Origin of the sequence: Belliella buryatensis (assembly GCF_900188245.1) — a bacterium.
GTDB lineage: Bacteria > Bacteroidota > Bacteroidia > Cytophagales > Cyclobacteriaceae > Belliella > Belliella buryatensis.
In genome coordinates this window covers 13,182-32,705 of the sequence record NZ_FZOK01000013.1, presented here as the reverse complement: position 1 = coordinate 32,705, position 19,524 = coordinate 13,182, and the positions used below count along the sequence as shown (strand labels likewise).

Annotated in this window: 18 protein-coding genes and 1 tRNA gene; 7 read left to right on the top strand and 12 right to left on the bottom strand. The window is 37.0% G+C overall.

Annotated elements, in window-relative coordinates; translation table 11 throughout:
- Window positions 1–26 precede the first annotated feature (26 nt).
- From CHB66_RS13385 to CHB66_RS13375, 4 genes are all read right to left on the bottom strand, one after another.
- Window positions 27–1,958 (bottom strand): VCBS repeat-containing protein, encoded by a 1,932-nt coding sequence (locus CHB66_RS13385; protein ID WP_089241784.1) that lies wholly within the window; start codon window positions 1,956–1,958, stop codon window positions 27–29.
- Window positions 1,959–2,036: 78 nt separating this feature from the next.
- Window positions 2,037–2,177, bottom strand: a complete 141-nt coding sequence (locus CHB66_RS16820; protein ID WP_141107404.1) for a ribbon-helix-helix protein, CopG family — start codon at window positions 2,175–2,177, stop codon at window positions 2,037–2,039.
- Window positions 2,178–2,639: 462 nt separating this feature from the next.
- Entirely contained in the window at window positions 2,640–3,644 is a 1,005-nt protein-coding gene (locus CHB66_RS13380) for a restriction endonuclease (RefSeq protein ID WP_089241782.1), read from the bottom strand.
- A complete protein-coding gene (locus tag CHB66_RS13375; protein ID WP_089241780.1) occupies window positions 3,641–6,784 on the bottom strand; it encodes a type ISP restriction/modification enzyme in 3,144 nt (1,047 codons plus the stop codon). The genes CHB66_RS13380 and CHB66_RS13375 overlap by 4 nt, the downstream gene beginning before the upstream one ends.
- 308 nt (window positions 6,785–7,092) lie before the next feature.
- Here CHB66_RS13375 and CHB66_RS13370 point away from each other — a divergent pair, with 308 nt between their 5' ends.
- The gene (locus tag CHB66_RS13370) at window positions 7,093–7,701 is read left to right on the top strand and encodes a recombinase family protein (RefSeq protein ID WP_170932495.1); all 609 of its coding nucleotides are present in this window, start codon (window positions 7,093–7,095) and stop codon (window positions 7,699–7,701) included.
- Between the two features lie 9 nt (window positions 7,702–7,710).
- Here CHB66_RS13370 and CHB66_RS13365 read toward each other — a convergent pair whose 3' ends face one another.
- From CHB66_RS13365 to CHB66_RS13345, 5 genes are all read right to left on the bottom strand, one after another.
- Complete coding sequence (locus CHB66_RS13365; RefSeq protein WP_089241776.1) at window positions 7,711–8,331, bottom strand: GNAT family N-acetyltransferase; 621 nt, start codon at window positions 8,329–8,331, stop codon at window positions 7,711–7,713.
- Window positions 8,332–8,634: 303 nt separating this feature from the next.
- Window positions 8,635–8,805, bottom strand: a complete 171-nt coding sequence (locus CHB66_RS13360; protein WP_212668463.1) for a hypothetical protein — start codon at window positions 8,803–8,805, stop codon at window positions 8,635–8,637.
- 511 nt (window positions 8,806–9,316) lie between these two features.
- Window positions 9,317–9,390 (bottom strand) — tRNA-Ala (locus CHB66_RS13355).
- A 144-nt stretch (window positions 9,391–9,534) separates the two neighbouring features.
- Entirely contained in the window at window positions 9,535–10,155 is a 621-nt protein-coding gene (gene recR, locus CHB66_RS13350) for a recombination mediator RecR (RefSeq protein WP_089241772.1), read from the bottom strand.
- 12 nt (window positions 10,156–10,167) lie between these two features.
- Window positions 10,168–10,461 (bottom strand): ATP-dependent Clp protease adaptor ClpS, encoded by a 294-nt coding sequence (locus CHB66_RS13345; RefSeq protein ID WP_089241770.1) that lies wholly within the window; start codon window positions 10,459–10,461, stop codon window positions 10,168–10,170.
- 53 nt (window positions 10,462–10,514) lie between these two features.
- On the opposite strand from CHB66_RS13345, the gene CHB66_RS13340 reads away from it, so the two are divergent.
- On the top strand, window positions 10,515–11,957 hold the full coding sequence (locus tag CHB66_RS13340; protein WP_089241978.1) for a sodium:solute symporter: 1,443 nt from the start codon (window positions 10,515–10,517) through the stop codon (window positions 11,955–11,957).
- On the opposite strand, the gene CHB66_RS13335 is transcribed toward CHB66_RS13340, so the two are convergent.
- Both CHB66_RS13335 and CHB66_RS13330 read right to left on the bottom strand, forming a co-directional pair.
- Window positions 11,958–12,323 carry a helix-turn-helix domain-containing protein gene (locus CHB66_RS13335; protein ID WP_076502570.1) on the bottom strand — a complete coding sequence of 122 codons (366 nt, stop codon included), beginning with the start codon at window positions 12,321–12,323 and terminating at the stop codon, window positions 11,958–11,960.
- 120 nt (window positions 12,324–12,443) lie between these two features.
- Complete coding sequence (locus CHB66_RS13330) at window positions 12,444–12,779, bottom strand: MGMT family protein (protein ID WP_089241976.1); 336 nt, start codon at window positions 12,777–12,779, stop codon at window positions 12,444–12,446.
- A gap of 82 nt (window positions 12,780–12,861) precedes the next feature.
- Here CHB66_RS13330 and CHB66_RS13325 point away from each other — a divergent pair, with 82 nt between their 5' ends.
- Genes CHB66_RS13325 through CHB66_RS13315 form a run of 3 tightly spaced genes read left to right on the top strand, consistent with a single transcriptional unit; the run spans window position 12,862 to window position 14,698 of the window.
- Window positions 12,862–13,539 (top strand): SDR family NAD(P)-dependent oxidoreductase, encoded by a 678-nt coding sequence (locus CHB66_RS13325; RefSeq protein WP_089241768.1) that lies wholly within the window; start codon window positions 12,862–12,864, stop codon window positions 13,537–13,539.
- Window positions 13,540–13,550: 11 nt separating this feature from the next.
- Window positions 13,551–14,237, top strand: coding sequence for a head GIN domain-containing protein (locus CHB66_RS13320; RefSeq protein WP_089241766.1), 687 nt, complete (start codon window positions 13,551–13,553; stop codon window positions 14,235–14,237).
- Entirely contained in the window at window positions 14,234–14,698 is a 465-nt protein-coding gene (locus CHB66_RS13315; protein WP_089241764.1) for a nuclear transport factor 2 family protein, read from the top strand. Before CHB66_RS13320 ends, CHB66_RS13315 begins: the two co-directional genes overlap by 4 nt.
- 372 nt (window positions 14,699–15,070) lie before the next feature.
- On the opposite strand, the gene CHB66_RS13310 is transcribed toward CHB66_RS13315, so the two are convergent.
- Window positions 15,071–15,493, bottom strand: coding sequence for an META domain-containing protein (locus CHB66_RS13310; RefSeq protein ID WP_089241762.1), 423 nt, complete (start codon window positions 15,491–15,493; stop codon window positions 15,071–15,073).
- 554 nt (window positions 15,494–16,047) lie between these two features.
- Here CHB66_RS13310 and thrA point away from each other — a divergent pair.
- Window positions 16,048–18,504: a bifunctional aspartate kinase/homoserine dehydrogenase I gene (thrA, locus tag CHB66_RS13305; RefSeq protein WP_089241760.1), complete on the top strand. Its 2,457-nt coding sequence runs from the start codon at window positions 16,048–16,050 to the stop codon at window positions 18,502–18,504.
- A 77-nt stretch (window positions 18,505–18,581) separates the two neighbouring features.
- Window positions 18,582–19,511 (top strand): homoserine kinase, encoded by a 930-nt coding sequence (locus CHB66_RS13300; RefSeq protein ID WP_089241758.1) that lies wholly within the window; start codon window positions 18,582–18,584, stop codon window positions 19,509–19,511.
- The last annotated feature ends 13 nt before the right edge of the window (window positions 19,512–19,524 follow it).

Sequence of the window (19,524 nt, the reverse complement as noted above, 5' to 3'; positions counted from 1 at the left end):
TTAAATTCATTTACCAAGGCAATTACTTATCTTAGATCTAAACAAATCTCAATAATATCAACATCATAAAATCCGTCTTTTTGATAATCATTTAAATGTGGCTGGGTTCCAAGAAAACATAATTTCCCATCGCGCAAAAAAGGATTTATTTTCATAGGTACAGAACCATATCCTTCACTTAGTTTGTATGTAAATTGTCTTTTCGAATATGCCGAAAATGTGCCATCACCTTTATTTATCAAAATACTATTGTTAAGATTAATACCGTCTGGCCACGGGTCTCCAGCAGGATTTATTTCACCTGTCCAGTAATTTTTGCCTCCATTGGCCCTTAATAAAATATCTGGATATCCATCTTGGTCTGCATCTAATACATCGAACTCTCTAAATTGTAGTTCACTTGTTTTCCACATTTTTGAAAAAGAAGAATAAAAGGTTCCATCACCTTTCCCTAACCAAACTTCAATTGAATTAACTTTATCTATCATAGTGTCCTCTCTGGCTACTGCAATATCCATTATATTATCTTTATTGAAATCAGCGACAAGTATACTTGTTGCACCCAAACCAAAGGGTAATATATTGGGTTCCGATGATCTGAAATGCAATTCATATCTCCCTGTCAATTCATTAATTTTATATACCCCAATATGGTTTATATATGGATTACTATCGCTTAAATAACCTCCCCCATAATCAGCAGTGATAATTTCATCACGAGAATCTCCAAAAACATTTTCAAAATTTATTGTAAATGGGGGACCAACAATTAAATCTAATTTCCATAGGTCATTATTTTTCTTAAAAGAGCCGTCTTGCTCCTGAATAAATATTTTGTATTCTGGATCGGATGGTACACCTCCAAAATCCCAAAGCCCATCATTATTCAAATCTCCTCCAGTGACCCCGTGATAAAAAGCTTTATCGGCTTCAGAATTAATTTTTTTCCAATTAACATCCCCATCACTTTTTATTTTCCCATACCACATATTCCCCCTCCATGGGCCACTTCCATGCTCATTGGAATCCCCAATTACAAATTCACTAGAATTAAGAAGTTTAAAATTTCTGGGTTGATTCATAAGAGCATCGTGATGGATCTTGTGTAATTCCCATTTGCCATTTACCTTTTTTAATGTAATTGAGGGTGTAGGCGGTCCTGCAGTCGGTGTTGTTCCCGGTAACATAAAATACTCAGCCTCACCTGCGCTATAATGAAAATTGGCACATGGATTAAAAAAAGTACAGTCTAAATTTTTAAATGAAGACGAATATTCTTGGCCAAACCTAAGTCTATTTATTTTGTAGGAACTAAATTCTTTAAACTTCACCGTCACGTTCTTCGCCTTGTCCACCATGATATTTTTTGGAGATTCATTACCAACCAAGTCTCCTCCCCAACTTTCAAATTCCCATCCTTCTTTTGGTTTAGGTGTAAGTTCCACAGTGGTTCCATGAGGGTATTCTCTACCCGACGGATTAGTGATGATTTTTTCTTCAACAGTTCCCTCCCCTTCAATCACTATATTTAATGGATAGTCTCGTTTTACAAATACACCAGTAATAGACTTATTCGAAGTCATCGTGATCTGAAGCGGGGTAGTACTACCCGCACCATCCCCTTCCCATTGATTAAATACCCAATTCTCATTTGGCTCAGGAGTAAGTGTTACTTGTACACCTTCTTGATAATTTGCAGCCTGCGGAGAAACCATAATTTTTCCACCTTCAATTGGAGAAACAGCAGTAATCAAGGTGTAGGTAGGGATAGGCTCCTCAACCTCACAAGCAAAAACTGTAATCAAAACCAATAAAATTACAATAACACTTTTTGGAAAAGATAATCTTTTCCTTGTCTTTAGATTTATTAATTTCATAGTAAAATAAGTTTTTCTTGTAATTGAGAACTTTTCAAATGTAATAAAAACGATTAATACTGTCAACTCTGCATTTACCATTGCTAAGACCAAATAGCGATATTATTGCTTCAAATTTTAATCTTTTTGAAAACTTAATTCAAATGAAATTTTTGTAATTCACTTTAATTTTTCTCGAATTGCTTCTCGAATAAACTGCGATATTGATTTATCTTCTTCAAGAATACCCTCTGCCAATTTCTTAAACTGGGTTTCTGTAACCCTGATTACAATCTTTTTGTCTTTTAATTCCCTTTTCATAAGTCTTTTCTTATAAATAGATAAATAAACAGCAAAAGGTATGACAAAAGCTTTACAAACAGGTATTTATAGTTTAGAATAACACTAACTCAAGTGTCCATCATAGGGTAAAGCACTTATCACCCAAGCAGGTTTCTAATGAATGCGAAACAGAACGGGTCAGAAGTCGGGTAGTAAACTGAGGGATTGAAATAATATCTAAAAATATCGGTTGAGGTGTCCCCGATAGAGTTGAAAAGGGGTCGGTTATAAGGAGGATATGGGTGCAAACGAACTGGTCCTTTGAAATTCCTATCTAATCCACGAAGGATAAAACCCTTCCATAAATTGAAATGAAAATTTTTACAAGGGGATTTCTATGCTTATTTGAAAGAAAAAACTATTTTTTTTTACGTGATTATTTTTCAAATAGAAATTTACAGTGCGTGCTCTTGTTAATACTTCTGTAAATGATAATTGAAATCAAATTGGCAATAAAGATTTCTTGAATTTTAATTTTCCTGCTAAATCATCCATATCATCATTATACATAGCATCAATAATTTTCTCATACTGTTCAATGAATATTTCAGTGAATCTATATCCATCAATTAATTGAATTTGCTCTCTTTCCTTATCTCCTGCACTTTCAATAGCTTTTTTATTGAATGTAGATAGCGTAATGAAGCAACCCTGAAAATCCTTCTTCAACGCTCCTCTGAATCCCCTTATCTCTTTCTCTCCAATAACACCTTTATCATAGCGCTTCACTTGAACCTGTAAATTGATTGAAGCAATACCTGAGACATCCAAAATCCCTTCAAAATCAATACCTCCGTCTCCAACTTTCCCTATTTCTTGCGTTGGATCAAACCCGAGTGTTCTCAATAAATAAGAAACCAAATATTCAAATTCAGTTGCTTCCAGTTCAAGGAATTTCTTTCGAATCAATTCAAAGTTAGATTCTGGCAATAGTAATTTATCTGCCACATTCATTTTTTGCCCATTTGATAAGCCAAGAAGCACCAAAATCTCATGTGATGCATTGACTCTAAAACAGGTTAAAGATGACCTAAGCGTGTTTTGTAAAGGAACAGATAGGGTGTGTCTGTCAATTCTTTCCTTAAACCATTTAACTTTTTTGCGCCATGGATAAGGTGAAGTAGAATCAGATTTGAAAAACAATTCACTCTCTATTCTCCCTACCAATAAACTAGCATCCATGAATGGTGAAATCACCAAGTCCCCAACCTTTAATTCATTTACGAATCGATGGATTTGACCCACATTCTGATTTATCCTCATATTTGGGTCATTAGGGAATAATTCCCTGTATTTAACCTTCAAAAAATCCTTATTAATTAAATCCCATCCAATGGGGTCTTCTGTAAACCAACCTATACCGATGTAACCCTCTTTTTCAAAAGTGTCTGTATACCGACCAAAATCAGCCCTAAGGACAAAAACAGATGGATTCATTTCTTTCATTCAATCTCTATATTATTTATCTCCTTCATCAATCTATCCGTTTCTGAAAGCGCAACAATGATTTTCTGATAGTGTAGGATATCTTCATACTCGAGTTTTCTTTCCTTTCTGTCTTTGAGCCATTTTTGTGCTGGTTGATAACCACCAATGTAAAACTCCCAAGCGATTTGCGGAACATTGTCGAAATACTGTGTGTCGTTGATGTACACTTTTCCGTTTTCGTAATTTGGTTTTACAACTACATTGTTTCCGTCTATTAGATATTGCGTTATGTATTTATCAACTGTTTGACTTTCCAATAAATGTATTTCTCTGATTTGTCCGCCCAGTTTTACCAATTGCCAAAATATGTCTTTGTCTTTTGGATAAGGCACTCTAGGGAAATCAATTTTTAAAAATTCCTTGTATTTCTCTCTGTATGAGGGCGAATGTAAAACTGCATAGATGTAATCTAAAATGTCTATTGGTGCAAATGTTCCATCTGTTTTTTCTTTTTCGTTGGTGAAAGTTAAATCTAATTTCTCCGCTATTTCCTTTACAATTTCTGCGTTTAGGTTTGGAGTTCTTTCTGTTGATTGCCCGATTGTTTGTTGACCGCTGGTTTCGGGATAAATGTAAAGTGGGAAAATGGCTGATTGGGTAGTTCTTTCACCACATTTGGTTTCCATCAAAAATTTTGAAATGTAGAAATGGTCACAAGTTTCAGATTTATTGCTCCTTGCTGTTACTAAACCTAAATTTTCACGTTGGATAAACTGCTTCATTACCTTAGGTTGAGGGCTAGAATATAATCCCCTTGAATTACCTGTATAAAGAGTCCATCTAGTATCGAATGGGCGATATGAAACACGAGTATAATTATTCACTTGATTGTTATCTGTTGCATCTTTTTTTGCAGTTTGATACGTCCAATCTCTTGAGTCTTTTTTACGATTATACTTTATACGCCAATCTCCTTCGTGCATTTCAAGTAAATCTTCAATTTTAGATGTCTGTTCTTGTTTTGTAAATGAAATATTTAAACCATCATTGGCAGTAACGCAACCAACAGAATTATTAGTAAATAAATTGGTTATGTAAAAGCTCTTATTATAAACTTCAAACAAATCGTTATTCGAATTTTTAAAAAAGAAATATGGTGCTTCAGGTTTTAATTTATTGAAGTTTACTGTTTTCAACGAATTATCTATCAGAAAGTCATATTTAACTTCTCTTTTTCCGTATAAATCAAAATGAAATACTTCCCCTAAATGATTGTTTTTCTTTTTTCCTGTCTTTATAAAAATGTTAATTGAAACTCCTTGCTGAATGTCAAATACATTTATATCAGGACTTCCATCAGGTGATATTTCTTTAATATTACTGTTACCGTGTAAATCTATGGTATAAATTTTATCGAAAGTTTTTAGCAAGTGCCATCGCATACCTTTAAAAGTAGGATTCCCTAGAAAGCCGTGAGGGTTTATGAATGCTAAAACTCCACTACCATTTTTCTCAATGAAATGTTGACCGTATCGTAAGAACTTTACATAATCATCATTTAACCAATGTTTGCGTTCATTAAAATGAACACCATCAACATATTTGTAATCCTCAATCAGTTTGCTTATCCATTCGCCATTGTTTGAAGATATTCCACTGTATGGTGGATTTCCAATAACACACATTACTGGCGTATCTCTTTTGATGTGATTGGCTTCATTGGCTTCTGTGCTTAACCAATTTGCAAACAGAGTTCCTGTATCGGGGTGGCTTTCTTCTAAACTATTAGTAAGATATACTCTAAACCTTTGGTTGGTTGTTGGTTTGAAGCCTGTTTCAGTTAAAAGCAAATCTAATTTAAGGTGTGCCATTGCATAACTTGCCATTAGCAACTCAAAGCCATTAAGACGAGGCAATAAATGCGTTTCTACGTAATTGCTCCAAATGCCTTGTTGTCCTTCAAACTTTTTATGAATGTGTTTTATAGTTTCGGCAAGGAAGGTTCCTGTTCCTGTTGCTGGGTCAAGTATTTGCACTTTGTGAACTTCCTGTTCTGTCTTTTTGCCTTGTAAATCTACTTTTATTTTTGTTTTGCTACTGTCGGCAAGTCCTTGCGGTAAATCAAATTCGGTTTTTAAAATGTCGTCAACTGCTCGAACAATAAAATTTACAACTGGAGCAGGAGTGTACCAAACGCCACGAGCCTTTCGTAATTTTGGGTCGTACTCACTCAAAAATGTTTCATAAAAATGGATGATTGGGTCTTCCATTTTTGTTGACTTTCCGTAGTTTTTTAAAATCTCTTCAACATTGCAAGCCAAAAATATATCTACCAAACTATCTACTATCCATTTAATACGGTCGTCAATGTCGGGACCAGCAATGTAGCCAAACAGTTTGCGTAAAAACGGATTTGATTTTGGAATGAGTTCAGCGGCTTCTTGACGGCTAAATGTTGGCAAAGTTGCATCGTGTAAACGAGCTGCAAACATTCCGTAAGCAATGGTTTGTGCATAAACGTCTGCAAATCCTTTGGGAGTAATGTCGTGAATAAGGATTTGTTTAAAAGCGTTCATCTGGTCTTTAAGTGTGCTATTCTCATTATGAGTTTCGTCACTTGTCAACGCCTTTTCAATAACATCAGAAAGAAGGCGGGCTTTGCCCGCCATCATTTCTGCCAGTTTTTTTGAACTTTTTATTGTCTGTCCAACGTGGGAAGCAAAGTCTTTGATGAGATTTATAAAAGTCGCAAAGTTGTTAGGCAACGGAACGATAGTTCCGTTTTGTATTTCAGCAATTGCAATTTTTGTAATAAAAATTCCGTCAATGTATAAATGGAAGTCTAAATAGTCGGTAAAAATTAAATTGTTCAGCGAAGCCTTGTAACGGTCGAACTGTTCTTTGTTGCCCGTTTTCTTTGCTCCTTCAAGGTCTTTGTCGCCAATGTCCTTAGCTTCAATAAAACCAACTGGAATTTCTTTTTTGGTCAGAATGTAGTCGGGTGCCCCACAACTTTGTCTTTTAGGCTCATTGGTCGCCCTTATTGTCGGAACTAAACTTTCAATTAGTTGCTGTAAATCCCCACGAAAAGTATGTTCCGTGGCATTACCGAGCCTAAATCGTTTATTGATATTATCTACGTATTGGTCTAACGTCATTTATTCTTTTGCTGAAATTTCAATCAAGATTGGTTTTTAGTTCAATCAAGTGCATTTAGTCGGTTGACTTGGTCATTTGTTTTCTGAAACTCAAGTTAAGGTAATTTTCCTATAAAACCCAGAATACAGATTCTCCGCTGAAATGACTCATCCAAAATCCTTGATAACTAAGGATTTTGAGATTTGAAGTTCATAATTAAGGTAGACCTTTTTTTGCTACACTTTTAGGTAAAGTTTTTTGGTGAAAAATGCAGCATTAGACAGAATATAGGCATATTTTAGCCTCATCACCTACCCACTTTAATATTGTGAGCATTTCTATCCTTTACGTACGAACTTCTACCGTCGACCAAAAGACCGACCGACAACGAGTGAACGAATCTTCTTATGACAGAGTCATAGAAGACAAATGTTCTGGTTCCATCCCCATGTTTGAACGACCTGGTGGAATCGAGTTAAAAAAATTGATTGATGCCCAAGTGGTCTCCTCCCTAGCCGTATGGCAGATTGATAGATGCGGTAGAGACCTCCGAGATATCATCAATTTCATACATTACTGTACTGAACGAAAAGTCCCAATCCACTTTGTAAGCCAAGGCCTTTACACTTTAGATGATAAAGGGGAAGAAAACCCAATTTCAAAAATGATCATCTCCATCTTGGGTGTTGTCGCTGAAATGGAGCGAAAGTTGATTAAAGAGAGACAACTTGAAGGAATCGCTATCGCCAAACTTCAAAAAAAATATTTGGGTAGAAAGGAAGGAACAAAAGAAGACCCCATCACCTTTTTATCCAAAGTAAAAAACAAAAAGGCGATGGGGTTATTGAAAAAAGGATACCGTATGAGAGAAGTGGCTTCCATTTCTGGAGTGTCTATCAATACAGTGACTAAAATAAAAAAGTTGATGTTGAATTAAGTGGAGGGCTTACTCCTGATTCAGTTCCTCCGAGTCAAAGATTCCAAAGAATTGTTTTTCTTCTTTTGGTCTTGACATAGATACATAAGAGGGATAATTCTTTCCATCCTTTACCCTAAACCCAAACTTTCGGAAGAAGTTGGTTTGCTTGGAGATGGTGGTTACTTGGGCATTATCCCCTAATCCAACAGACCCAGTACATTCCAAGAATAGTGGAGGGATGTACCCAATCGAATCCATCACAAACTGAAAGAACATATCCATCATCGCAGAACCAAGCCCTCCATTGAGATGCTGAGGATTTACCCAAATACGACTTATTTCAAGTCCATCAGGTCCATAAGGGGAAAATCTAAAGTGGGATCCATCGGGTAGCTCGAAAAAGAGGTAGTTATGAACCTTTAGTTTGTAACCACCTTTCATCTCTACGGCAGTGAAGATTTTATCCATTAGGATAAGCAATGGAAATCGGTTCTCACTGATTTTAGAAAAATAGGATTCAAACGAATCCTTCAGCCTTAGAAAAACCTCGTTGTCATTTATCTCTTCGACTGATACAACCTTTATCCCATTGGATGCTTTGAGAGAACTTATAATCTCCGCGTACTTATTCAATAATTGATTTGACATGTGAACCTCCTTTTTCATAAGTATAAAGGCAGATTCAAAAAAGTAAAGGGGGAGGTCAAAGGGAAAAACTATTCAATTGAGGATTTTTTCAACCATGAGCTAATCATTTAATAACCAAAGTCCTATTAACTATCTAAAAGCAAATACCTATCTTCAACTTATAAGTGGTTCGAAAAACGGGTTACATACAACCAACTACGAAGACGAGGTTTAATTTGGAATAGGGATAGATTGCAGTAAACCTTGCAGTTGGAGGGTTAAATTGGACTTATTTTACTACAATAAAAATTTACAATTTACTCATTATCCATTTTTTAATTTTGATTCTATGAACTTGTCTTCTTCTTTAAGTTCTGTTCCATAGACCTCATTTATCTTTTTGATAATTTGTGATAATAGTTCTTTTTCTTCTTCTGTTTGAGATTTTGAACCTGGATGATATAATGGTTCTAATTCACCTACTTTATCTTCCAATGATAATTTATCCCTTCCGATATACTGAATTCTTAATGAACCCAAGTCAATCGCATCAGTGATTGATAGTTGTTCTCCTTCTATTTTAGGAAGTTTTTTGTTTAGAAACCTTAAAAAGACATAAAGTTTCTCCCATCTGATTTCTGTGAATGATGTAATCTGTGAGATAAAAGAATATAAACGAATAAATGATTGAATTGTGGATTTGAATTCCTCTTTTTAAAAAAAATATTAGTTTGGTTGTTTTTAGACAATTTTTTTCTGAATTTTTTTTCAGAAATCCCCACTTCTAAATAAAATCGGGTTAGGTTTATACAGGAGTTAGAAGGGTCAAATTCAACTATGTCCTTGAAAAGAGGAGAGTATACCCCAAAAAAAGGAATGAGTCCCGTTGGGTGGGAGGGGGAAAGGACTCGTGTTTGTTTGAAAAAAGAAGTTAGGGATGTTATTACAAATGTTATAACAAAAAAACCTAACTAATTGATAATCAATAGTTAGGTTTAATTTTTAGTGGAGAATACCGGATTCGAACCGGTGGCCTCTACACTGCCAGTGTAGCGCTCTAGCCAACTGAGCTAATCCCCCTTTTCTTTAATTAATAACTTTAATAGTCAGGTGGCCTTCCCGATGCCTGTCGGGACCCTCTAGCCATCCCGATAACTATCGGGGTAATCCCCCAAATCGGATTGCAAATATAGAAAGGGTTTCTTTTAAGACAAACCTTTTTTGTTAATCAGCAGAATAATTTACACGTGTTAGAATACTTCTTCCAAGCGTAACTTCATCTGTATATTCCAATTCACCTCCAATCGGGATTCCTCTAGCTATGGTGCTTACTTTGACCCCGTATTCTTTCAATTTTCGGGTAATATAAAAACAAGTAGTATCACCCTCCATCGTCGCTGGCAAAGCCAAAATAACTTCTTCGACTTTATCATTTTCGGTAGCATTTGAAATCCTGCTGAAAAGAGATTCTATTCTTAACTCATCAGGTCCAATTCCTTGGATAGGTGAAATGACCCCACCCAGCACATGATAGAGACCTGTATACTGAGAAGTATTTTCTATAGCCAATACATCGGGGATTTCTTCAACTACACAGATGGTACGCCGATCCCTTCTTGCACTTGTACAAATACTACAAACCTCTGAATCAGAAATATTGTGGCAGACATTACAATACTTAATCTCTGTTCTCATCTTTAAAAGAGTTTGAGACAGAGCTTCAGTTACATTTTCTTTTTGCTTAAGTAGATGAAGTGCTAGTCTTAGAGCCGTCTTCTTACCAATTCCAGGCAATCTGCTGATCTCATTGACCGCATCTTCTATCAATTTAGAGGGGAAATTCACTTTTCGATTGATTTAAACGATAGCAGCTTGAATACCTGCGTCTAGGATAGCCTGACACATCGGCTTGAGCTTTTCTGCACTCCCTTTTTTTACAGCACACTTCCCTCTGTAATGAATGATCAGTGTACATTGTTCCGCTTGCTCTTGTGTATGTTTACAGACTTTAATTAAGATTTTTGACACATGATCAAAAGTATTCACATCATCATTGAAAACAACAAGATCGTGCTCTTCCTTATCTATCAACTCTTCCAGTAAAACTTCAACCTCGTCTAATTCTGGTAGCGCTTGTGTTTCTCGATTCATTTTGCAAATTTAATTATTATGAACAATTTAGCATGCCAATTGCCAAACCTTCTATGGATTCAAATTTAGTTCTTATCGTCATAACATCATACTTTGCGCTGTTGTTTTTGATATCTTGGCTAACCTCTCGTAAAATTTCTCAAGACACATTTTTCACTGGAGATAGGCAATCCCCTTGGTTCTTGGTCGCTTTCGGGATGATCGGAGCATCGCTTTCAGGTGTTACTTTCATATCCGTACCTGGCGAAGTAGGCAACACCAACTTCAATTATTTCCAAGTTGTAATGGGCTATACCTTGGGCTATTTTGTCATCGCCAAAGTTCTATTGCCACTTTATTACAGATTGAACTTAGTTTCAATTTATAGCTACTTGAATGACCGGTTTGGCTTTTGGTCTTACAAAACTGGAGCTTTTTTCTTTATCCTTTCACGTACTTTAGGCTCCTCCATCAGAGTGTTCCTTGTAGCAGGTGTATTACAGCTTATTCTATTTGACCAGTGGGGTATCCCCTTTTGGGTTTCTGTATTGATTACTGTTGGATTGATTTGGCTTTACACCCACCGAGGAGGTATCAAGACTGTAGTGTGGACAGATACGCTACAGACATTTTTCATGCTTTTAGCAGTAGTTAGTAGCATTTATTTGATTGGTAAAGATTTGGGCTTGGTGAGAATATCAGACTATGTAGGTTCAGTAGTTTCCGATCAGCGATCAGAGATTTTCAACTGGGATTGGAGATCTGGCCAAAATTTCTTCAAGCAATTTATCTCAGGAGCATTTATCACTATCGTCATGACTGGCTTGGATCAAGACATGATGCAAAAAAACCTAACATGTAAGAACATAGGTGATGCCCAAAAAAACATGTTTTGGTTTACCATCATTTTGGTGATAGTGAATCTCCTTTTTCTGTCCTTAGGTATCCTACTATACCTATATGCTGAGACAAAGGGGATATCCATACCGAGCAGAACAGATGATCTTTACCCACTTTTAGCAACTACAGAGTTTGCAGCGATAGCTGGAGTAATCTTCGTTTTGGGAATCACTGCAGCTGCCTACTCAAGTGCCGATTCAACATTAACAGCCTTGACTACTTCCTTCTGTTATGACTTTCTAGAAATAGAAAAAAATATTCCAAAAGACAGACAAACCAGAGTTCGGAAAATAGTTCACTTGGCTTTTACCGCCTTAATGTTTGTAGTAATTCTGATGTTCAGATGGATCAATGACCAAAGTGTCATCAATGCTGTTTTTATCATAGCTGGTTATACCTATGGACCTCTACTAGGACTTTATGCCTTTGGCTTGTTCACCAAATTTAAAGTCAAGGATCAATTTGTACCATATCTGGCTATTGCTGCACCGATTCTAACTTACCTGATCAGTAAGAATTCTGAAAAACTTTTAGGCGGATATAAGTTTGGCTTTGAGGCCTTAATTTTAAATGGATTGCTGATGTTTATCGGGCTCTACTTACTCAGAAGACGCTGATCAGAGCTCCTGCCTTGCCAATAAATCATTGATTCTCTTCAACCGATGAATATTGGACTCCAATGTATTGCTAGAACCATCTAAGTCTACCAATATAGAAATCATTCCATTGCTTTTCTTCCCATTATCGGAATAAGCCGATACAGAAGGCGTCACAGAAATCAATTCTTGGACATCAACCTCATACAGATTTGCCAACTTGATAGCATCTTCCATTTTAAGGTTAGACCTTCCTTGTTCATATCTGGAATACGCTGTATAATCTCTTTTACCCAAATACTCAGCAATATACTCTTGAGTATATCCTCTCAAAACTCTGTGCTTTCTAAGGTTCTCTGCGATGTGACTTTTTAGTTCTGTTTCCATACTCTTTTTCATTTGAATACAGAGATTACAAAAAGCATACACATTTCTTAAAATTTGTTAATTTTTGTTGAAAAAAACTTTATTTAGTCTGTAAAACGGATAAAAACAGGCCTAAATTACCTATAATAGGTGATCACTTGGATCCCAAAAATATTTCTCAAAATCCATAATCTGGTCTTTCTTAATGATCAAACCTTCTTTTTCAAGTAATTTTTGCATGAGATCTGCTGCCCCAAAGTGATGTTTACCTGTCAAAACCCCATTTCGATTAACAACCCTATGCGCCGGCACATCTGAATGACCATGTGAAGCATTCATAGCATAGCCTACCATCCTAGCTCCACTTTTCATTCCAAGATAATTTGCAATTGCACCATAAGAAGTCACCCTACCTGGAGGTATTAATTTCACAACTTCAAAGACCAAATCGAAATAATTTTCACCGTTTTGCTTCATACTCTTAAATTGATTTTTTGCTAATTGTAAGGCTTTGGTCAAATTAAGCCTTAATTTTAAAGAAGAAAAATAAAATAACTATATGGACAGAAATATAATCGTAACCGGTGCAGCAGGAAACTTAGGAAAATCAGTTGTAGAAAAATTCAAAAGGGAGGGCTACAAAATCATCGCCACTGTAGAACCTAACTCAGGTGATGAAATAGAAGATGCTGATGACTTATACGAAGTAGACGTAACAGACGAATCTTCTGCACAGGCATTTGCGAAAGAATATCAGCTCCAATATGGTGAAGTAGATTCTATTATCCTATTAGTAGGGGGATATGCAGGAGGTGATATTGAAGCCACTTCTACGGAGGACATTCAAAAAATGATGAAACTTAATTTTTTCTCAGCATTCAATATGGTGAAATATTTCCTCCCAATGATGAAAAAAGCCAATCAAGGCAGTTTTTTATTCGTAGGAGCTAGGCCAGCTTTACAGCCAGAAGATGGCAAAAATGTTGTGGCATACGCTTTGAGTAAAAATATGGTGGTCAATCTAGCAGACTATGTGGCTGAAGAATCAAAAGGTACAAAAATAAGATCTCATATTTTTGTACCGAGCATCATTGACACTCCTCAAAACAGAGAGGGAATGCCTGAAGCAGACTTTTCACAGTGGGTTCACCCTGATGAAATAGCTGAAGCCATGCACTATGCGATCAACAACCCAGATCTGCGAAATATGACCTTCAAACTATACGGAGGAGTCTAAATCAAAACAAAATGAAAAATCTAACCAGCTTACTCGCAATTTTATTCTTAGTCTTGACCCAGCAAAGCATTGCTCAAACTCAAAAAGAAACCCGAGATCTCAGGAGTTTCTCCAGCATCAAAGTTGGAAATGCCATCGAAGCAGAATTAGTCAAAGGAGATAAAAATTCCATCTCTATCGTCGCCTCTGGCGTTGATTTGGATAAAGTAGAAACCAACGTGTCAGATAATTCCCTTGAGCTAAAACTTGGAAGAGGAAACTTCCGCTCTAGTTCTGTAAAAGTGACCATCACTTACGTGGACATAGATGAAATCCAAGCGAGTAGCAATGCTAAGATTTTCGCGGCAGACCAATTATCCAGTGATAATGTTTATCTTTTTGCAACATCAAATGCTTATATTGAAGCAGATGTGAATGCAACAAACCTATTCATTGAAGCATCCACAAATGCCAAAATCGCTGTCAACGGGAAAGCTGAAAACCTAGACCTGAAGATCTTTACGAAAGCAGATATAGATGGTAGAAAACTTACTGTCGATGCTGCAGAAGTGACTGCAAATACTGCTGCAAAAGCAGAGTTTACCGTAGTAGAGTCCATCAAAGGCTCCGCAGCAACGGCAGCTATTGTCACCTACAAAGGAGATCCGAGAATGGTCGATGTGAAAACCAACACTGGAGGAGATATCAAAAGAAAATGAAACTGAAAAAAAGCCTATTAATCACCTTGTGCATTACACTATTTACAATAGTATCTGTCCAAGCACAAACTAACGAGGAAGAAGTTAAAAAAGTCATCGCCACGCTTTTTGAAGGGATGAAAAATAAAGACCAAAGCTTGGTACAAAAGGTTTTTCATCCAGATGCAATGATGCACACGACCATAGCTACGGAAAATGGCGCTACACTAGGAAGTAATAGCGTGAAGGATTTCATCAATAGGATAGCAACCACACCCGCTAATACAGTTTTAGATGAACGCATCCTCGACTACCAAATCAAAATAGATGGTGCCATGGCCTCAGCTTGGACACCATATGAATTCTATGTCAATGATAATTTCAGCCACTGTGGTGTTAATTCATTTTCACTCATCAAAACCCCAGAAGGCTGGAAAATCACCTATGTCATAGACACCCGAAACAAAGAAGGATGTATATAGAAAAAGGAGCTTTTAGCTCCTTTTTCTATTTATTGATGATGTGAATCCGCTTTCTTGCACCTTGCCAAAAAATAGATTGTTGGATGTAAGATTTCAAGTTTGGTTGACCGTGGGCTGTCCAAAGTTGACGAGTTTCCGCAAATTGATATGTCTCTTCTTACCCAACATGGAACATTGCGGATACTCATAATTAACGATTCCCAATTAAACGATATAAAAATACTTTTTCTAATAGGATAGAATTATACACACCCAAACTGACAGCTGATCAAAATATCATGTTTTAAACCAATTGATGCATTGCCAACTAAACACCCAAAACCAACAACAATTATTTATGACAATCTCACAATTTAATTTCATTACGGATGATCATTTCGCTTGAGGAATGAAACTCATGAGTTCTTTAGCTCCATCGAGCAAAGTGAGCTTATCCTTGGCTACTTTGAAATTTTTCGCCTGAATGAGTAAAGAAATAAATTGATCTTCTCCTCCACCTTCACAAGCTTTCTTTGTCATCGCTCCGGGATCTAAATTTAAAGATGTTCCATCAATCTGAAAACTTCCTGAGAAATTATTACAACCTGTAAAACCAGCCAGCTTACCTCCATCCATAAAGTTTAGAAAAGGAAGTCCTGATGTAAACTTACTTGCATCCAAACCACCACCAAGGAGTGATGATAAGACCCAATTATTCCCTGTAAGCAAGCTCAATGGATTGAGATTACTGATAGAGCTACAAGATGAAAAGCTCAAAAACACGATCAAGAGCAATAGATTACTTAATTTTTTCATAATGTTAGAATTAAAATGGTTAAAACAAGTAGGAATATAACATATAATTCTGATAAAAATTATAATACGCTATATTTTTAATATTTTTACAAAGCTTTTTAAAATTTAAAACTTAAAATAATTTCAAAATCAAATTTCTCTATTGAATCTACCCCTATTTGAAATTAATTCAAGGTATAAATTAAAAATTCCAAATTTTGATTTGAATACCCCTTGTGTTTTATTCAAAAAAACAATTAATTAATTTCCATTTAATCAAATAAAACGTATGTAAATTAAATATTCAGCAAAAATTTATTTTGACTTTTGAATAATTGTAATTACAATTGTATTGTATTTAAAGCATCATGCAATTCGCTATCACACATATCGGCTACCATTTATTCCCTAAAAAGGGCATGGCTATGCTTTCTTTTTCTGGCATGACGACGATTTTTGCTACCACCATCACGGGGTAATCCCGTAGTATTCTTACATATTGACCTATCTATTATCGGTCCAGCAATGGCACCTATCATCATCATATCAAATCCAGTCTTATAAACCCGATTTTTATGAAAATCTTAAAATTTGGAGGCTCCTCAATAGCCAATCAAGAAAACATTAAAAAAGTCTTTGAAATCATCAAAGAAAGCAAAAAGAAGGATCAAATCGCAGTTGTTTTCTCTGCTTTTGGTGGCGTAACTGAGATTTTATTACGCAGCGCCTCCAATGCAAAGCATGGAGATAAGTCATTTATCGAAGCAGTCAAAAAATTAGAAGATCGACATATTGAGTTAGTGAGACAATTGATCCCCATCCATCTCCAATCACCAGTACTAACCTATGTCAAAGTCAGATTCAATGAACTGGAAGACCTCTTTCATGGCATCTATTTGATCAAAGAATGCACTCCAAGAACTCTGGACTATGTAGCTAGCTTTGGAGAGAGACTTTCCACATTCATATTGGCAGAAGCCCTTAAAGTTGAAAGACTCGATTCCCATTACCTCGATGCTCGAGAGATCATCCGAACCAACGATAGGTTTGGAAATGCTAAAGTGGATTTCCCCACAACCAATGACCTCATCCAAGATTATTTTCACCAACATGATGGTATACAAATCATTACTGGCTTTGTAGCGGCCACAGCTAAAAAAGAAACTACCACGCTGGGAAGAAGTGGCTCTGATTATACTGCAGCAATCATTGCATCAGCACTTCATGCTGATAGTTTAGAAATCTGGACAGACGTCTCTGGTGTTTTGACTTCAGATCCTAGATTGGTTTATACAGCCTTCACCATTCCACAACTGAGCTATCATGAAGCCATGGAGTTGTCTCATTTTGGAGCCAAAGTGATCTTCCCTTCCACCATGCAACCTGCCATGAAAAAAGGGATCCCAATCTACATCAAAAATACTTTCGAACCCTCTAACCCTGGCACCCTAATCAATGGTGATGCACCAGCTGGAAAACTAATTAAAGGTATTTCCTCAATGTCAGACATTGCACTATTGAATATCCAAGGTGCGGGAATCTTAGATGTGATAGATGTCAATAGAAGAATCTTTGGATCATTGTCAAGTGCCAATGTCAATGTGATCCTAATATCACAAGCATCATCTGAGCAAATCACATGTTTAGCAATCAAGGCTTCAGAGGTAAGTGTGGCAAAAGAAGCTATAGAAAAGGAGTTTTTCCATGAAATTAGAAATGGAGAAATAGATGTGGTTCATGTGATTTCTGAATTGGCAGTAGTAGCCGTAGTAGGAGAAAACATGAAGCAAAACCCAGGAGCCAGCGGGAGAATGTTCCAAGCGCTAGGGCAAAATAATGTCAATGTCTATGCCATTGCTCAAGGTAGCTCAGAGCTAAATATTTCAGCAGTAGTCTCTAAAGCTGACTTACAAAAAGCACTGAATGCCCTCCATGAAGCATTTTTCCTCTCCGATAATAAAGTGCTTCACGTGTTCCTTGTCGGGGTGGGATTGATCGGTCAGGCTTTGATCAAGATGATTGCCAACCAACAGCAAAAACTTCAAAAAGAAAATCTATTAGACATACAAATTCACGGCATTGCCAATTCTAGGTACATGGGCTTTCATGAAGATGGATTTGACTTGAAAAATTGCCCTTTACCAGAAGAAGCCTCTGACGCAAAAGTTATGGACTTAGATCAGTTTATTGCTCAAATGGAGTCCATGAACTTCTCCAACTCGGTATTTGTGGATTGTACGGCAAGTCAGGATGTCGCTGATTTTTATGAAAGAATCCTAGAAGCGAAAGTAGGCATCGTCACTCCAAACAAAAAGGCAAATTCAAGCTCCTTGGAAAAGTATAAAAACCTCAAAAGATTAGCAGGTAAACGAAGTGTGAAGTTCCTATACGAAACTAATGTGGCAGCTGGTCTTCCAGTGATCAATACCCTTCAAGATTTGATGCTCAGCGGTGATAAAGTCTTGAAAATTGAAGCAGTATTAAGTGGCTCGATGAATTATATATTCAGCGAATTGGAAAACGGGGCACCTTTTTCAAATGTAGTAAGAAAAGCTAAAGACTTAGGCTACACAGAGCCTGACCCAAGAGATGATCTCAGTGGAATGGATGTAGCCAGAAAGATCCTGATTCTTGGTAGAGAAGCAGAGCAAGATTTGCATTTTGAAGATATCAGCATACAGAGTATGGTGCCTGAAGACTGTGTGCTTGCCGCTTCGGTTGAAGAGTTTTTCGACAAGCTTAAAGGGCATGATGAAGAATTTGCAAGACTCCTTGAACAAGCCAAAGAAAAGGGACAAAAATTACGCTTCATGGCTACACTAGAAAATGGTAAAGCCAAGGTTGGCTTACAATCACTTGATGCTACACATCCATTTTCCACGCTTAAAGGCAGTGACAACATGATTCTATTTACAACAGAGCGCTACCATGATTTCCCAATGATCATCAGAGGACCAGGAGCGGGTGCAGATGTCACAGCTGCTGGTGTATTTGCAGATGTAATCCGAATCGGAAACTATACCAGGTCATAAATTCGAGCTCAGTGTAGAAAAAGAAAAGAATCTAATTAAGAGGTTCTTTTTGACCACTAAAAAACAATGTTGAACAAATGAAAAAATCGATAAGAGCCTTTGCCCCTGCTACTGTTGCCAATGTTTCTTGTGGCTTTGATATTTTGGGTTTTGCTATTGACGAGCTGGGAGATCAGGTGGAAGTGAGCCTGAGAGAGACACCTGGATTGGAAGTGATTCAAATCGCTGGAGATGGTGGCAAGCTACCTTACGAATCAGAAAAGAACACTTGTACTGTCGCCATACAAGCCATGCTCCAAAAACTGGACTATAAGGGCGGAATGGAAATATCCCTCTACAAAGGACTTCCGCTGGGTTCAGGGATGGGCTCTTCCGCCGCAAGTGCAGCAGCAGCATTGGTGGCTGCAAATGCCTTATTAGGTTATCCTTTTGATAAAAAAAGCTTGGTCAACTTCGCTATAGAGGCAGAAAGAATCGCTTGTGGTGCTGCCCATGCAGATAATGTGGCACCTTCCCTCTTGGGAGGGTTTGTCTTGATCAGAGACTATCATCCGCTTGATGTGATCAAGCTTCCAGTACCAAAAGGCCTATGCTGTACATTGCTGCATCCACACCTAGAATTGAATACAGCTGACTCAAGGGCTGTACTCCGGAAACAGATTTCTCTGAAAGACGCTACCATCCAATCAGGGAATATTGCAGGTCTGATATCAGGGCTTTATCAAGCTGATTTTGGCTTGATCAGTAGATCATTGAAAGATGTCATCGCTGAGCCAACCCGAGCTTTATTAATTCCAGGATTCTATGAACTCAGGGATGCAATCCAATCGATTGGCGCTTTGGGTTCAGGTATTTCGGGTTCTGGACCTACTATATTTGTACTTTCTCCATCAAGAAAAATTGCGGAAGAAGTAGAAAAAGTAGGGCAAACAGTTTACCAAAAAGTGGGCCTTGATGTAGATATTTATATTTCCGAAATCAATGACAAAGGCGCTTATGTCATCTAATCAAACAACAGAC

Excerpts from the sequence above, each read along its gene's own strand:
- CHB66_RS13330 (WP_089241976.1), bottom strand. The coding sequence starts at position 12,779 with ATGAAGCAAAACGGTGAAAATTATTTCGATTTGGTCTTTGAAGTTGTG.
- CHB66_RS13300 (WP_089241758.1), top strand. The coding sequence starts at position 18,582 with ATGAAAAAATCGATAAGAGCCTTTGCCCCTGCTACTGTTGCCAATGTT.
- CHB66_RS13365 (WP_089241776.1), bottom strand. The coding sequence starts at position 8,331 with ATGTCAAATCAATTATTGAATAAGTACGCGGAGATTATAAGTTCTCTC.
- CHB66_RS13345 (WP_089241770.1), bottom strand. The coding sequence starts at position 10,461 with ATGAATCGAGAAACACAAGCGCTACCAGAATTAGACGAGGTTGAAGTT.
- CHB66_RS13325 (WP_089241768.1), top strand. The coding sequence starts at position 12,862 with ATGGACAGAAATATAATCGTAACCGGTGCAGCAGGAAACTTAGGAAAA.
- CHB66_RS13310 (WP_089241762.1), bottom strand. The coding sequence starts at position 15,493 with ATGAAAAAATTAAGTAATCTATTGCTCTTGATCGTGTTTTTGAGCTTT.
- CHB66_RS13385 (WP_089241784.1), bottom strand. The coding sequence starts at position 1,958 with ATGGTAAATGCAGAGTTGACAGTATTAATCGTTTTTATTACATTTGAA.
- CHB66_RS13375 (WP_089241780.1), bottom strand. The coding sequence starts at position 6,784 with ATGACGTTAGACCAATACGTAGATAATATCAATAAACGATTTAGGCTC.
- CHB66_RS13340 (WP_089241978.1), top strand. The coding sequence starts at position 10,515 with ATGGATTCAAATTTAGTTCTTATCGTCATAACATCATACTTTGCGCTG.
- CHB66_RS13380 (WP_089241782.1), bottom strand. The coding sequence starts at position 3,644 with ATGAAAGAAATGAATCCATCTGTTTTTGTCCTTAGGGCTGATTTTGGT.
- CHB66_RS13335 (WP_076502570.1), bottom strand. The coding sequence starts at position 12,323 with ATGGAAACAGAACTAAAAAGTCACATCGCAGAGAACCTTAGAAAGCAC.
- CHB66_RS13315 (WP_089241764.1), top strand. The coding sequence starts at position 14,234 with ATGAAACTGAAAAAAAGCCTATTAATCACCTTGTGCATTACACTATTT.
- thrA (WP_089241760.1), top strand. The coding sequence starts at position 16,048 with ATGAAAATCTTAAAATTTGGAGGCTCCTCAATAGCCAATCAAGAAAAC.
- CHB66_RS13320 (WP_089241766.1), top strand. The coding sequence starts at position 13,551 with ATGAAAAATCTAACCAGCTTACTCGCAATTTTATTCTTAGTCTTGACC.
- CHB66_RS16820 (WP_141107404.1), bottom strand. The coding sequence starts at position 2,177 with ATGAAAAGGGAATTAAAAGACAAAAAGATTGTAATCAGGGTTACAGAA.